This window comes from Desulfovibrio sp. ZJ200 (assembly GCF_011039095.1).
In the GTDB taxonomy this organism is placed as follows: Bacteria; Desulfobacterota; Desulfovibrionia; order Desulfovibrionales; family Desulfovibrionaceae; genus Desulfovibrio.
Map to the genome: position 1 here is coordinate 1 of NZ_JAAKEH010000060.1, position 14,227 is coordinate 14,227.

Sequence of the window (14,227 nt, forward strand, 5' to 3'; positions counted from 1 at the left end):
AAATGGACACCGTCAACCCCATGTTCCCGGACGCGGATCTGGTGATCGTGGTGGGCGCCAACGACGTGGTCAATCCGGCGGCCAACACCGCCGAAGGCACGCCCATTTACGGCATGCCCATTCTGGAGGCGGACAAGGCCAAGGCCGTGATCATCTGCAATTATGACGAAAAGCCGGGCTATGCGGGCGTGGACAACCCCCTGTACACCAGGCCGGGCGTGATCATGATGCTCGGCGACGCGGCCAAGACCGTGGACAATCTCGTCAAGCTGGCTTCCGGTTCCGCGCCCGCGGCTGCGGCCCAGGCCGACGTCGCGCCCAATGCCGATGCCCGGGCCGCCCAACTGCTGACCACGGCCAAAAACGTGATCATCGTGCCCGGCTACGGCATGGCTCTGGCCCAGGCCCAGCACAAGGTCAAGCAACTGGCCGACGCCCTGGAAGCCAGAGGCGCAAAGGTCGAATACGCCATTCATCCGGTGGCGGGCCGCATGCCCGGCCACATGAACGTGCTTCTGGCCGAGGCCAATGTAGAGTATGAGCATCTGCTGGAAATGGACACCGTCAACCCCATGTTCCCGGACGCGGATCTGGTGATCGTGGTGGGCGCCAACGACGTGGTCAATCCGGCGGCCAATACCGCCGAGGGAACGCCCATTTACGGCATGCCCATTCTGGAAGCGGACAAGGCCAAGGCCGTGATCATCTGCAATTATGACGAAAAGCCGGGCTATGCGGGCGTGGACAACCCCCTGTACACCAGGCCCGACGTGATCATGATGCTCGGCGACGCGGCCAAAACCGTGGACAATCTCGTCAAGCTGGCTTCCGGTTCCGCGCCCGCGGCTGTGGCCGAAGCGCCCAAGAAGGAAGCCGCGCAAGATGCCCTGCAGGCCCTGAAGACCGCCAAAAACGTGATCATCGTGCCCGGCTACGGCATGGCTCTGGCCCAGGCCCAGCACAAGGTCAAGCAACTGGCCGACGCCCTGGAAGCCAGGGGCGCGAAGGTCGAATACGCCATTCATCCGGTGGCGGGCCGCATGCCCGGCCACATGAATGTGCTTCTGGCCGAGGCCAACGTGGACTACGAGCATTTGCTGGAAATGGACACGGTCAACCCCATGTTCCCGGACGCGGATCTGGTGATCGTGGTGGGCGCCAACGACGTGGTCAACCCGGCGGCCAATACTGCCGAGGGCACGCCCATTTACGGCATGCCCATTCTGGAAGCGGACAAGGCCAAGGCCGTGATCATCTGCAATTATGACGAAAAGCCCGGCTACGCGGGCGTGGACAACCCCCTGTACACCAGGCCGGGCGTAACTCTGATGCTGGGCGACGCAAGCGCCTCCCTGGATAAACTTCTGGCAATGGTGCGCTAAGCACGTCAACTGCAAACAAGCGGGGCGGCATGACCTCAGCTCTGCCGCCCCGCAGGACGAGAATATGCCTGTTGTTGTGTCGGTGCATGTGCTTTCTTTCACATTTTGATGCCCTTCGGTTCAAAGGAGATGACAATGCTCAAATAATCCATACTGTTAGTACGCTTGACAGTAGCGCCGGAGAACACCGGGCGCTTGCAGAGAGGCGAGAGCTTGAGGCCGCCGGGCAGATGCTCCGGAGAGCGGCCAACAACACCTGTAATGGACTGATTTTTTTCTTTTTACAGTTTTTACGGTTTAGAGCGGTTTGCTAATGAAATTAGCTAAACCGCTCTGGCGACAGCGTTAGCTGGCGCCCGCGCCGAATGAGCGTCCAGACCGCGTTGCGGTAGCCGTTAGCAGGCTTTGCTTGCTTACGGATAGCGACAGCGGTTGCGTTGACTGGCTGCCGCAGTAACCAGTTGCTGTCTTCATCCGTAGCTTCCTTCGTCGCAACGGCTGAAGCCTGGACGCGAAATGACGGCAGCGAAATGATTGAAAATGAATATTTTCAATCAAAAAATGCTCTAGGCGAACCCCGGGCCGGGGTTCCTGAAGGAGTTCCACACGTCAACAGAAGGAGCTGCCAGTGCCCTGTCAGGATGAAGCTGACGTCAAAATCCGGGTGAATAATCTCACCAAGCGTTTTGGCGATCTCACCGTTCTTGATGGCATCAATTTCACCATCAAAAATGGAGAGCTGCTGGCCATCGTCGGCCCCACCGGTTGCGGCAAGACTACATTTTTGAACTGCCTTTCCAAACTCATGCCCGCCACTGAAGGCGATATTCTTATCGACGGGCAGGAAGCCAACCCCAAAAAACACAATATCGCCTATGTCTTTCAGGAGCCCACCTGCCTGCCCTGGCGCACGGTGCGCGAAAACGTGGCCTACGGCATGGAGGTCAAAGGCGTCGGCAAAGAGGAACGCTTCCAGCGCGCCTCGGACATTATGGACCTTGTGGGCCTTTCCTCCTGCGCCGATCTTTACCCCAATCAGGTTTCAGCCAGCATGATGCAGCGCATCGCGGTTTCCCGCGCCTTTGCGGTGAACCCCGATCTCTTGCTGATGGATGAGCCTTACGGCCAGTTGGACGTGAAGCTGCGCTTCTACCTTGAAGACGAACTGGTCAACCTCTGGCAAAAGCTGAACAGCACCATTCTCTTTGTCACCCACAACATTGAGGAGGCTGTCTATGTGGCCGAGCGCATCCTTGTGCTGACCAACAAGCCCACCAAGGTCAAGGCGGAAATCCAGGTGGATCTGCCCCGCCCCCGCAAACTCATCGACCCCAGATTTGTGGAACTGCGCAGGCAGGTCACGGAGCTTATCCGCTGGTGGTAGGCTTTGGCCCGCCCCCGCAAACGCAGCCGCCCGGAGGATGTTATGGCTTACCAAACTGTTGTGGTCAAAGAACCGCCGCTGCTTCGAGCGCTTCCCTATATCAGCGTCATTGCTTTCTTTCTGATTTGGGAAACCGCAGTGCGCTCGGGCATGATTCCCCAGACCCTGCTGGCCTCCCCGACGCAGGTCTTCCATGCTTTTATCGACAAGCTGACCAACCCCAATCCCGACGGGGCCGTGATGCTGACCCACTTCAAAACCAGCCTGACCGAAGCTTTCATCGGCTATGTGCTGGCGCTGCTGGTGGGTCTGCCCCTGGGGCTGGCCATGGGCTGGTTTAAAGTGGCCGAGGGCCTCTTCCGGCCTATTTTCGAGCTGATCCGGCCCATCCCGCCCATTGCCTGGATTCCGCTGACCGTGTTCTGGTTCGGCATCGGGCTGACAGGCAAGGTCTTTATCATCTGGATTGCGGGCATTGTGCCCTGCGTGATCAACGCCTATGTGGGCGTGCGCATGACCAACCCGGTTTTGATCCAGATGGCCAGGACCTACGGGGCCAACGACTGGCAGATATTCACCCAGCTTTGCATCCCGTCCTCCCTGCCCATGGTTTTCGGCGCGCTGCAACTTGCGCTGGCCTACTGCTGGACAAACCTGGTGGGCGCCGAGCTGCTGGCCGCCGATTCCGGCCTGGGCTTTCTGATCACCATGGGCGGCCGTGTGGCCCGGCCTGACCTGATCGTGCTCGGCATGATCTGCGTGGGCATTTCGGGCGCGATCATCGGGATCATCATCGACTATGTCGAAAAACGACTGCTGGCGGGCATCAGGAGGTAATTCATGAGCGGTTCTTCATCCATTGCCAACGAAACCGTCGACCACGCCGCAGAACGCGGACGGTTTACGTTCTACAAACTGATCACCAATACCTACTTTTTGTACGCCGTCTCGATTCTCGGCTTTTTCTGGCTCTGGCACTGGACGGCGGTCGAAAAGATCTTCCGGGACTCCCTGGCCACGCCCAAGGAAGTGCTGGACATGATGATCCGCCTGACCAGCATGAACTTCGCGGGCAGCAATCTCTGGGGCCACATCTGGGCCAGCTTCCAGCGCGTGATCATCGGCTTTGTGCTGGCGAGCATCGTGGCCGTGCCCCTGGGCCTGTTCATGGCCCTGAACAAAACCGTGAACAGCGTCGTCAAGCCGCTTTTCGACCTGTTCAAGCCCATGCCGCCCATCGCCTGGGTGTCCATTGCCATTCTCTGGTTCGGCATCGGCGAGTTTTCCAAGGTGTTCATCATCATCATCGGCACTTTCGTGCCCTGCCTGTTGAACGCCTACAACGGCGTGCGCCTGGTGGACCCGGACCTGTACGACGTCATCCGGGTGCTGGGCGGCAAGCGCAAGGACGAAATCTTCCATGTCTGCTTTCCGGCCTCCTTTCCGGCGGTCTTCGCGGGCCTGCAGATTTCGCTCAGCGCGGCCTGGACCTGCGTGCTCGCCGCCGAGCTGATGAACTCCCGCGACGGCCTGGGCTTTTTGATCAAGCGCGGCATGGACACGCACCAGCCGTCCCTGGTTCTCAGCGGCATGCTGCTGATTGCGGCCGCGGCCTGGATAAGCTCCCTGGGCGTGGGCTTGCTGGAGCGCAAGCTCTGCCCCTGGAAGCGCAGTATTGACAATGTCTGATGCCACGGCCCGCAGCAATTTTGCTTTGAAAGTGCTCTGGCCTTGCCCGAGCAAACGCCGCCACCAAGGCGCGCGCACCACGGTTGCGCGGTTCACCGCCGAAGCGGGCGTAGTAAAAGGATAGACACATGAGCGAGCAGAACGACAAGTGTGCGCCCACGCTGAAAATCCACTGTGAGGACATCAGCAAGACCTTCATCCAGAAGGGCAACCAGGAAGTGCCGGTGATCAGGGACATCACCCTGGATGTTTACGAAAACGAATTCCTGGTCGTCCTGGGCCCGGGCCAGAGCGGCAAATCCACGCTGCTGAAGATTATTGCCGGGCTGGAAATTCCTGACAAAGGCTATGTGACCCTGGACGGCGAACCCGTGACCGGCCCCGGGCCGGATCGCGGCATCGTGTTTCAGAGCTACATGCTCTTTGCCTGGAAAACCGTGCGCGATAACGTGGAACTGGGCCTCAGACTGCGCGATGTGCCCGCGGCCGAACGGCACAACATCGCCGACCACTACATCAAGATGGTGGGCCTGCAAGGCTTTGAGAACCATTACCCCCACCAGCTCTCCGGCGGCATGAAACAGCGCGTGGGCATTGCCCGGGCCTATGCCAACTCGCCCAAGGTCATGCTTCTGGACGAGCCCTTCGGCCAGCTGGACGCCCAGACCCGCATGTACATGCAGGTGGAGACGGCCCGGATCTGGGAACAGGACAAACGCACCGTGCTCTTTGTCACCAACAATATCGACGAAGCGCTGTACCTGGGCGATCGCATTGTGCTGATGGAAGGCAAACTGCCGGGCACCATCAAGACCGAATACCCCATCAACCTGCCGCGGCCGCGCGAGCATACCTCCATGGAGCTTTTGGAACTGCGCGAGGAAATCATCGCCAATACGGAGCTGATTCTCTGATATGGCTGCGGGCACGCTGATCTTCAGCCTGCTGGCCGGAGGCCTGGGCGCGATCCTGGTCTGGTGGGCGGCGCGCGCCGCATGTGCGCGTTTTGCCGCCGGGGCCGCCCTTCGCGGCAATGCGGAAGGCAAAGGGCGGCCGCAAGAGGCTACTGCCCTGGACAGCGGGCAGATCAGCACGGAAGAGATCAAGGCCGTCTACCGCCGGGTCTTTTGGCGACGCGTGGGCGGCATGCTGCTCTGCCTGGCGGCTCTTGGGGCATGGCTCATGAGCGCGCACTGGCTGACGAGCCTGCTGCTCGCGGGCATGGGCTGCCTGCTGCAATATCTTGCATACCGCTTGCGCACCTGCTATGCTTTGCGTATAGCTCAGCAAAAGCAAGAACAGGAGATGACGGCCATGAGCGGCGCTGCAACAGCCGAACCGCCCAGGGCTTCAGTGGAAAAGCAACGCCGCTGCCCGGTGTTGTAGAAGCGTATGGGGAACGAAGGCTCCCTGGAGCTGCCGACAGTTTGCGTCGAGGGTTACAGCCGTTGCCGTAGACGGCCCGCGTCCGGGCTTTTACGGAGTGCGAACGGACCCGGACTTAACGTGTTATTCAGGAGGATATGTATGTTGAAAAAATGGATTTCTCTGGCGCTGACCGCCGTCTTTGTGCTGAGCATCGCGGGTATGGCCATGGCCGCGGACAAGCTGGTCAAAGTGCCCACTGCCTGGATGGACGAGCATGAGACCTTTCTGATGTGGTATGCCAAGGAAAAAGGCTGGGACAAAGAAGCCGGCCTGGACGTTGAAATCAAATACTTCAACTCCGGCGCGGACATTCTGAACGCCCTGCCCTCCGGCGAATGGGTGTATGCGGGCATGGGCGCGGTTCCGGCCATGCTGGGCAATCTGCGCTACGACACCATCGTCATTGCCAACGGCAATGACGAATCCATGACCAACGGCGTGGTAGTGCGCAAGGACAGCCCCATTGCCAAGGTCAAGGGCTGGAACAAAGACTATCCCGACGTGCTGGGCAGCCCCGAAACCGTGAAGGGCAAAACCTTCCTGGTCACCACCGTGAGCTCGGCCCACTATGCGCTTTCCTCCTGGCTCAACGTCCTGGGCCTCAAGGACAGCGACGTGGTGATCAAGAACATGGATCAGGCCCAGGCCGTGGGCGCCTTTGAAAACAAGATCGGCGACGGCGTGGCCCTCTGGGCGCCGCATCTCTTCCTGGTTATGGACAAGGGCGGCGTGCTTGCCGCGGATCTCAAGATGTGCAAAAAGGGCAACCCCATCGTGTTGATTGCCGATGCCAAGTATGCCAATTCCCATCCTGAAATCACCGCCAAATTCCTGGGCATCTATCTGCGCGCCGTGAACATGCTCCAGAAGGAGAGCGCGGAAAGCCTGGTGCCCGAATACCGCCGCTTCTTCCTGGAATGGGCCGGCAAGGATTATGACAAGAAGCTGGCGCTCAAGGACATCCAGAAGCATCCCGTGTACAACCTGGACGAGCAACTGGTGATGTTCGACGACTCCAAGGGCCAGAGCCAGGCCCAGACGTGGCAGGGCGAAATCGCCGACTTCTTTACAACCGTGGGTCGCATCACTCCTGCGGAAGCCAAGAAGGTTCAGGACGGCAAGTATGCCACCAACAAGTTCCTGAAGATGGTCAAGACCCCGATTCCGGCTTACAAGTAAGTCTGAAGCGGCATAAAGCGCCGCGCTGACTGAAGGGCCTTCTCCCCTTGGGGAGAAGGCCCTCTTTTTTGCGGCATTCAGCCCTCAAACTCGTTTCCGGCAGAATCCACGCCGCCTGGCGGCTCCTGTCGCTTTGGCGGCAGAGTGGAAAAGGCAGCGCATCTAGAGTTTGGCTCATTTCATGAGCAAAACGCTCTACTGCGCCGGGCTGCCGTCGGCGCGGCGCTCAAAGCGCGGCACGGGCAGATGGCAGCCGCCCCGGCCCGTGCGCTCCGCAAAGCGCTGATGGTACGCTTCCGCCGGGTAAAAGGGGCCGGCCGGGAGCACCTGGGTGACTACCTTGTAGCCCAGGTCTTTGAGGCGGGCGATCAATTTTTCGGCCACGGCCCTTTGCTCGTCGTCCAGATAAAAAACGGCCGAGCGATACTGTGAACCCACATCCGGCCCCTGCCTGTTGAGCTGCGTGGGATCATGCACTTCAAAAAAACGCCGCAGGATGCGCTCATACGAAACGCGTGAAGGATCAAAGCTGACCCGCACGGCCTCGGCGTGCCCGGTATCGCCCCGGCTGACATCCTCATATCTCGGATTTGCCGTCCGGCCGCCTGTATAGCCCGAAACAGCGTCGCAGCCCCCGGGCAGCTTGCGGAAGGCGTCTTCCACGCCCCAGAAGCACCCTCCAGCCACGATGGCCGTGCCGGAGCAGGGCGCGGCCCGCGCTGCCCGCGCGAAAGCGGCCTTTTCCTCCGGGCTGCCCGCAGGCGCAAAGCTCATGGACAGGGAATTGACGCAATGCCGGGTGTTCCTGCGGGTAAAGCCCTCGCCTTCAAAAACATGGCCCAGATGGCCGCCGCAATGGGCGCAGAGAATCTCCACCCGTTGCCCGTCTGCATCGGGCACGCGCCGTACCGCGCCGGGCACGGCATCGTCGAAAGCAGGCCAGCCGCAGCCGGAGTCGAATTTGTCTTCAGAATGGTAAAGCGGCATGCCGCATTGGCGGCAGATGTACGTCCCGGCGGCATGATTGTTCACATACTGCCCGGTATACGGGGCCTCGGTAGCCTTTCGCAACAAGACGTCCGCCTCGCGCTGCGTGAGCGGCGGCATGGGGAATGCAACAGTCATATGCGCCTCTTGCGCGGCATCAGGCTGGGCCGCTGTTGCCGCCATGACCGGCCAAACCGGCCAGAACAGCAACAAGGCCGCAACAGCGCGCCGCAGCATGCTGAAAATTTCTTGATTCATACTCGTCCCTGCGCGCCCCAGGGGCCGCAAAACGCGACCGGCGCGGGTTGTTTGTGGCAAGCAGCGACCGTTCCGCTGCTTGTCTTTCCTGTATATGCCGCCCGCCTTGCCGGGGCAAGAGCCGCACATGCGCCGCGGCAGATTCCTGCTGCGGAACCTAGAGCAGATTACCTTTGACTTTTTATGAAAGTCAAAGGTGGCATTCAGGCGAAAAACGCGGTTTTCGCCTGAATGTACGCCGCGTTGCGGCGGCTGCCGCTTTCGCGTCAGCAGAGCATTTTCAAAGTGAAAATGCTCTAGAGCGTTTTGTTAATTTCATTAGCAAAACACTCTAAGGGCTTCAGTTGCGTGCAGAATAGTTTTACATCGCGCTTTTAAATTGCAAATCAATTTAGTTTATATCATAATACATTCTTAGAGGATGTTTATCCTTACAAAAATACTAGAGAAGATAAAAAGAGAATCCGCATGTCCATCTCGAAAATATGTAATTTCTGGTCCAGATGCACCCGCCGTCTTTGGTTTTATCCGGCCGTGTGCAGTGTGATTTCCATTCTCGCTGTTCTCTTCGCCGCCTTCGCGGACACTTTTCTGCCGAGTGATACTGCGCCCCTGGTCGACAAAGACATGCTCCAGGGCCTGCTCACCTTCATAGCCCCCACCATGCTGACCATCAGCACTTTTTCCCTGTCCATCCTGTATGCCACCTTTTCCTTCACCAGCAGCCACACCTCGCCGCGCGCCACAGACGTGCTGATCAGCGACGGCAGGGCCAATGAGGCCATTTCCGCTTTTGTGGCCGCCTTCATTTTCTCCCTGGTGGCGATCATCGCTCTGGGCCTGGGCTATTACGGCGCCACGGGCCGTCTGGTGCTCCTGCTGGAAACCGTCGTGATGCTGACATTTGTGCTCCTGGCCTTTCTGCGCTGGCTGAGAACGCTCTCGCTCTTCGGCAAATTGGATTATATCGTGGAACGGCTGGAAAATGTGACGTCCAGCGTCATGCGCAAGCACTTGCAGAGCCCGACCCTCGGCTGCCGGCCGGGACCGGAAGACACGCCTGCCGGCATGCCTCTTCATGTGCAGGGCACAGGCTACCTCCAGGAAATGGATTTAGGCGCGCTCAACACTCTGGCCGACGAGCTGGACACAAGCCTGCACCTGCTGGCGCGCAGCGGGCAGCGCGTGCATCCGGCTCTGCCGGTGGCGGTGCTGGCAACTTCCTCGCGGCTGACAGAAAAGCAGCAACAAATCGTGTCCAGGGCGTTTACTCTGGGGCAAAGGCAGAACTTTACCCTTGATCCGTCCTTCGGCCTGCGGGTTCTGGCGGACATAAGCCAACGCTCCCTGAGCAAGAATGATCCGGGCACGGCCATGCACGCCGTGGACGCCGTGGGACGTATTCTGATTGACAATTTCAGCGGGGGCCTGGCCCCGGAGGTTGATCGGAGCATTCGCTACCCTCGCCTGACGGCAAGGCCGCTCCAGACGCGCAGGTTTCTCGAGGACATATTTCCGCTGCTTACGCGCAATGCTGCTGAGTGGCCGGAATTCACCGCCTGCCTGCGGGAGATGCTGGCCGCCGTGGCCGAGAATTGCCCGGGCCCGCTGGCGGACGCCGCACGGGCTTGCCTTCGGGACCACGCCGACGCCGATGCGGCAAAAACGGGCGCTGCCCATTAGAGCATTTTCTCTTTGAAAATGCTCTGCTGACGCGAAAGCGGCAGCCGCCGCAACGCGGCGTACATTCAGGCGAAAACCGTGTTTTTCGCCTGAATGCCACCTTTGACTTTCATAAAAAGTCAAAGGTAATCTGCTCTAGAGCGTTTCAAAAGCAATATGCTCTACGATGCGTGCAAGTGGATAATTTTACATATCCAATTATAGTAATTGATCATTTTCTGTTCATGCTGAAAATTTGACGGAATGACTATGCTCAAGGGATTATGAGAACTTCGAGCATAGAAAGAAGAACTAAAATATAATTTATTCTATAAAAACACATTGATAGAAAAATATGAAAATTTTTAAAAATATCTGTTTACAACTTCAAAAATATACTTTATCTCATTTTTGAACCAACCTACTCTTTGTCACCGGGGCAGTCCCTTCCCCCCCAAAGGGGCTGCCCCCCCTCCCGGGCAGGCCGTACGCCGCGCGGTGGGAGTGAAAACGCGGTCGCCAGCGTATGCGTAAAAGACACGTTCCTGATGGAAAATCTCTTTCGATGTAGTACGCTCTGCCTATGGCACGGAATCTTTACCACCCGAATTTGCAGTAGAGCGTTTTGCCAGAGCGGTTTGCTGTTGAAAACGGCAACCGCTCTGGCGGCCGCGTCGGGCTCAGCGGGCATAGCCGTGAGGATGGTTTTTGTGCCACTCCCAGGCAGAAGCGATCATGTCTTCAAGGCCGGTTTCGGGCCGCCAGTCCAGGACTTTTGCCGCCCTGGCCGCCGAGGCCACCAGCCGGGCAGGATCGCCCGGTCGCCGCGGCCCGACCGCGATTTTGATCTCCTGCCCGGTGACCCGGCGCGCTGCCTCGATCATTTCCATGACTGAAAAGCCCCGGCCATTGCCCAGATTGCAGATTTCGCTCGCCCCGCCGCGCCGCAGGTAGTCCACAGCGCGCAGATGCGCGTCGGCCAGATCCGTGACATCCAGATAGTCGCGGATGCAGGTGCCGTCCGGGGTAGGATAGTCCTGGCCGAAAACGGTGATTTGCTCGCGCAGGCCCAGAGGAACTTGCAGGATCAGCGGGATCAGATGGCTCTCAGGCCGGTGATCCTCGCCGATCTCCCCGCCGGGCCAGGCTCCGGCCACGTTGAAGTAGCGCAGGGAGACCGAACGGATGTGGTGAGCTTTGCCCACCCAGCGCATTATCGTCTCCATAATCAGCTTGCTCTCGCCATAGGGATTGCAGGGCCGGGTCGGATCGCTCTCCTCAATGGGCACCCGTTCCGGCTCGCCGTAAACCGCGGCCGAAGAGGAAAAAACAAGTTTGTCCACATCATGCCGCAACATGGCTTCCAGGAGCATCTGCATGCCGTGCACGTTGTTGTTGAAATATTTCAGAGGCTTTTCCATGCTTTCGCCCACCAGGGAACTGGCCGCGAAATGCAGCACCGCGTCAATGTCGTTTTCGCCGAAGACCTGGTCCAGGATCGCGGCATCGCGGATGTCGCCCTCATAGAGCCGCGCCCCGGCAGGCACAGAGCCGCGGTGCCCGGTCAGGAAATTGTCGATGATGATGGTTTCCTCGCCGCGCGCCAGCAGCGCGCGCACGTTGTGCGAGCCGATGTAGCCGGCCCCGCCGCAAACCAGGATGGCCATGCTTTCACTCCTCCCTCAATTGCCGCGCCGTCGGCATCAGAGTGTTTTGCTACTTTTAGTAGCAAAACACTCTACGTGCAATAATTTTGTCATGTTATCATACGCGTGGGTAAAAGCCGCTTCGGCGGCGCGCACTTCGCTCCCACGAAGCCTGCGGCTTCGGCGATGCTGGCGGAGAACCGGGAAAACTCTTGCAAAAACAGGGTAAACTATTTAAGACTCAAAAGCGTTTCCCGACCGCTTTTTGAACCGGCAACGTCTGTAATGCGGCGTTTTCTCTCCACGAGGGATCAGGAGTATCCGAAGCGGAATAGAGCCGGGCGTGCCGTGCTTGCAGCAAACATGCGAACCGAGGCGCACAGAAAGCGAAGGTAAAATTGAAATAGAGATCATAAGCGCCGCGATAGACGCTTGCATCTGCCGCAGGCCGCCCCTGGTCCTGGAGGATAGCGATATGACGCAAAAGAAAAATATGATCTTTGTCATCTTTGTGACGTTTACCGGGGCCCTGACGGGCCTCTTGTTTGGCCTGGACATCGGTTCGGTTTCCGGGGCCCTGCCCTTTGTCGTTCAGGAATTCGCCATTGATCCCGCCTCCGAGGGCTGGGTGGTCAGCGTGCTGATGGTCGGCGCGGCCGTGGGCGCGGTGGGCGGCTCCTGGTTCTCCAAAGCGTTCGGGCGCAAAGCCGGTCTGCTCATGGCGGCCGCGCTCTTTGTCTGCGGCTCGGTGCTGGCGGCCTGGGCCCCGCTGGCGGGCTGGCTGATCGCGGGCCGCTTTGTGCTCGGTCTGGCCGTAGGCGTGGCCTCGTTCACCGCGCCGCTCTATCTTTCGGAAATCTCTCCGGTCCGCTTCCGGGGCGGGATCATTTCCATGTACCAGTTGATGATCACCATCGGCATTCTGGCAGCCTACCTCATTGACACGGCTCTGAGCTCTTCCGGAGCCTGGCGCTGGATGTTCGGCATCCCCGCCATCCCTTCGGCCATGCTGCTTGCGGCCGTGCTTTTTTTGCCGCGCAGTCCGCGCTGGCTGGCCATGCGCAATCGCACGGACGAGGCGCGCGCGGTGCTGGCGCGCCTGCGCGAAACGCCCGGGGAGGCGCAGCAGGAAATGGACGAAATTCAGGAAAGCCTGGCCGTGAAGCAGGAAGGCTGGAAGCTTTTCAAGGCCAGCCCCAATGTGCGGCGCGTGGTGGGCCTGGGCATGCTCCTGCAGATTATGCAGCAATTCACGGGCATCAACGTGATCTTGTACTACGCTCCTAAAATCTTTCAGGAAGCGGGCTACGCCGGCATCCGGCAGCAAATGTGGGGCACGGTCATCGTGGGCCTGATCAATGTGCTGGCCACGTTCATCGCCATCGGACTGGTGGATCGCTGGGGCCGCAGGCCCATGCTTACGCTCGGCTACACGGTCATGGCCCTGAGCATGGGCCTGCTGGGCCTGCTGTTTTATCTGGGTACGGCCACGCCCGGGGCGCGTCTTTTCGCGGTGATGGTGCTGCTGATTTTCATCATCGGCTTTGCCATGAGCTCCGGGCCCCTGGTCTGGGTGCTCTGCTCGGAAATCCAGCCTCTGAAAAGCCGCGAATTCGGGATCATGTGCTCCACGACAACCAACTGGCTGGCCAATGCCTGCATCGGCTACATGTTCCCGGTGCTTTTGCAATGGCAAGGCGCTGCAACGACCTTTTGGCTGTTCGCAGCGTTCAACGCCCTGTTCATCTGGCTCACCGTCCGCCTGACGCCGGAAACCAAAGGCGTGAGTCTGGAACATTTGGAGCATAATCTTATGGCTGGAAAAGCCCTTCGGCATCTGGGCCGGCCGGTGGACGCCTGAACCGCATACGGGCCGCACCCCTTCCGGATTGCGGCCCGTACTTTCGGGGGATTGTCATGTTGCAATCTAGAGCATTTTGCTTTTGAAATTATTCAATTTCAAAAGCGGCGCTGCCATCATTTCGCGTCCAGGCTTCAGCCGTTGCGACGAAGGAAGCTACGGATGAAGACAGCAACTGGTTACTGCGGCAGCCAGTCAACGCAACCGCTGTCGCTATCCGTAAGCAAGCAAAGCTTGCTAACGGCTACCGCAACGCGGTCTGGACGCTCATTCGGCGCGGGCGTCCGCTCCCGCGGCCGCCAGAGCGTTTAGCTATTTTTATTAGAGCATTTTGCTTTTAACTTTTTACATAGCCACAGGATTTAAACCATCCTTCAGCGTCTTTTTGTGTGATACAACTTAATGCTTTTCCAATGGACTTGTACAGTTCATCACATGTTTTTGCTTTCATACCCCGAAGTAATTGTTTCACTTTGCTCCACATCTTTTCAATGGGATTTAAATCCGGGCTGTATTCTGGAAGGAAAATATACTTGCAGCCTTTTTCCCTTATCAAGTTTTGGGCGGTTTTTGATTTATGGACATTCAAATTATCCATTATAACAACATCGTTAGCTTTAAGCGTTGGAAGAAGAAATTTTTCAATATAAGCATTGTACATTTTTCCATCCAGTGCCCCATCAAAAACAACACTGCAAGTCTCTCCCGTTACCCGGATTGCTGAAAGTATGCTTATCCTTTCCCAACGTCC

The 14,227-nt window shown here is 58.6% G+C and carries 13 protein-coding genes; 10 read left to right on the top strand and 3 right to left on the bottom strand.

Annotated features, from left to right (window positions below; genetic code table 11):
* The 7 genes from G7Y52_RS13015 to G7Y52_RS13045 form a co-directional block, all read left to right on the top strand.
* Positions 1-1,382, top strand: a 1,382-nt coding sequence (locus tag G7Y52_RS13015) for an NAD(P)(+) transhydrogenase (Re/Si-specific) subunit beta (protein ID WP_165072590.1), incomplete at its 5' end; no start/stop codon positions are given.
* Between the two features lie 628 nt (positions 1,383-2,010).
* A complete protein-coding gene (locus tag G7Y52_RS13020; protein ID WP_165072592.1) occupies positions 2,011-2,766 on the top strand; it encodes an ABC transporter ATP-binding protein in 756 nt (251 codons plus the stop codon).
* A 42-nt stretch (positions 2,767-2,808) separates the two neighbouring features.
* A complete protein-coding gene (locus G7Y52_RS13025) occupies positions 2,809-3,603 on the top strand; it encodes an ABC transporter permease (RefSeq protein ID WP_165072594.1) in 795 nt (264 codons plus the stop codon).
* A gap of 3 nt (positions 3,604-3,606) precedes the next feature.
* Positions 3,607-4,455, top strand: coding sequence for an ABC transporter permease (locus G7Y52_RS13030; RefSeq protein WP_165072596.1), 849 nt, complete (start codon positions 3,607-3,609; stop codon positions 4,453-4,455).
* Between the two features lie 128 nt (positions 4,456-4,583).
* A complete protein-coding gene (locus G7Y52_RS13035) occupies positions 4,584-5,369 on the top strand; it encodes an ABC transporter ATP-binding protein (protein ID WP_165072598.1) in 786 nt (261 codons plus the stop codon).
* Between the two features lies 1 nt (position 5,370).
* Positions 5,371-5,841, top strand: a complete 471-nt coding sequence (locus G7Y52_RS13040; protein WP_165072599.1) for a hypothetical protein — start codon at positions 5,371-5,373, stop codon at positions 5,839-5,841.
* A 141-nt stretch (positions 5,842-5,982) separates the two neighbouring features.
* On the top strand, positions 5,983-7,062 hold the full coding sequence (locus tag G7Y52_RS13045) for an ABC transporter substrate-binding protein (RefSeq protein ID WP_165072601.1): 1,080 nt from the start codon (positions 5,983-5,985) through the stop codon (positions 7,060-7,062).
* Between the two features lie 195 nt (positions 7,063-7,257).
* Here G7Y52_RS13045 and G7Y52_RS13050 read toward each other — a convergent pair whose 3' ends face one another.
* Complete coding sequence (locus G7Y52_RS13050; RefSeq protein ID WP_241159753.1) at positions 7,258-8,187, bottom strand: bifunctional methionine sulfoxide reductase B/A protein; 930 nt, start codon at positions 8,185-8,187, stop codon at positions 7,258-7,260.
* Positions 8,188-8,775: 588 nt separating this feature from the next.
* Between G7Y52_RS13050 and G7Y52_RS13055 the strand changes: the two genes are divergently transcribed.
* Together G7Y52_RS13055 and G7Y52_RS13060 are read left to right on the top strand one after the other, a co-directional pair.
* Positions 8,776-9,990 carry a DUF2254 family protein gene (locus G7Y52_RS13055; protein WP_165072603.1) on the top strand — a complete coding sequence of 405 codons (1,215 nt, stop codon included), beginning with the start codon at positions 8,776-8,778 and terminating at the stop codon, positions 9,988-9,990.
* On the top strand, positions 9,936-10,229 hold the full coding sequence (locus tag G7Y52_RS13060) for a hypothetical protein (RefSeq protein WP_165072606.1): 294 nt from the start codon (positions 9,936-9,938) through the stop codon (positions 10,227-10,229). The genes G7Y52_RS13055 and G7Y52_RS13060 overlap by 55 nt, the downstream gene beginning before the upstream one ends.
* 420 nt (positions 10,230-10,649) lie before the next feature.
* Here the strand turns inward: G7Y52_RS13060 and galE are convergent, their stop codons facing one another.
* Entirely contained in the window at positions 10,650-11,636 is a 987-nt protein-coding gene (gene galE, locus G7Y52_RS13065; RefSeq protein ID WP_165072608.1) for a UDP-glucose 4-epimerase GalE, read from the bottom strand.
* Between the two features lie 454 nt (positions 11,637-12,090).
* On the opposite strand from galE, the gene G7Y52_RS13070 reads away from it, so the two are divergent.
* A complete protein-coding gene (locus G7Y52_RS13070; protein WP_165072610.1) occupies positions 12,091-13,476 on the top strand; it encodes a sugar porter family MFS transporter in 1,386 nt (461 codons plus the stop codon).
* A gap of 337 nt (positions 13,477-13,813) precedes the next feature.
* On the opposite strand, the gene G7Y52_RS13075 is transcribed toward G7Y52_RS13070, so the two are convergent.
* Positions 13,814-14,227: transposase (locus tag G7Y52_RS13075; RefSeq protein ID WP_165068458.1), on the bottom strand; the 414-nt coding region annotated here is incomplete at its 5' end.

Bases quoted from the DNA above. Each gene is read 5' to 3' on its own strand.
- G7Y52_RS13025 (WP_165072594.1), top strand. From the start codon at position 2,809: ATGGCTTACCAAACTGTTGTGGTCAAAGAACCGCCGCTGCTTCGAGCG.
- G7Y52_RS13030 (WP_165072596.1), top strand. From the start codon at position 3,607: ATGAGCGGTTCTTCATCCATTGCCAACGAAACCGTCGACCACGCCGCA.
- G7Y52_RS13035 (WP_165072598.1), top strand. From the start codon at position 4,584: ATGAGCGAGCAGAACGACAAGTGTGCGCCCACGCTGAAAATCCACTGT.
- G7Y52_RS13040 (WP_165072599.1), top strand. From the start codon at position 5,371: ATGGCTGCGGGCACGCTGATCTTCAGCCTGCTGGCCGGAGGCCTGGGC.
- G7Y52_RS13045 (WP_165072601.1), top strand. From the start codon at position 5,983: ATGTTGAAAAAATGGATTTCTCTGGCGCTGACCGCCGTCTTTGTGCTG.
- G7Y52_RS13050 (WP_241159753.1), bottom strand. From the start codon at position 8,187: ATGACTGTTGCATTCCCCATGCCGCCGCTCACGCAGCGCGAGGCGGAC.
- G7Y52_RS13055 (WP_165072603.1), top strand. From the start codon at position 8,776: ATGTCCATCTCGAAAATATGTAATTTCTGGTCCAGATGCACCCGCCGT.
- galE (WP_165072608.1), bottom strand. From the start codon at position 11,636: ATGGCCATCCTGGTTTGCGGCGGGGCCGGCTACATCGGCTCGCACAAC.
- G7Y52_RS13070 (WP_165072610.1), top strand. From the start codon at position 12,091: ATGACGCAAAAGAAAAATATGATCTTTGTCATCTTTGTGACGTTTACC.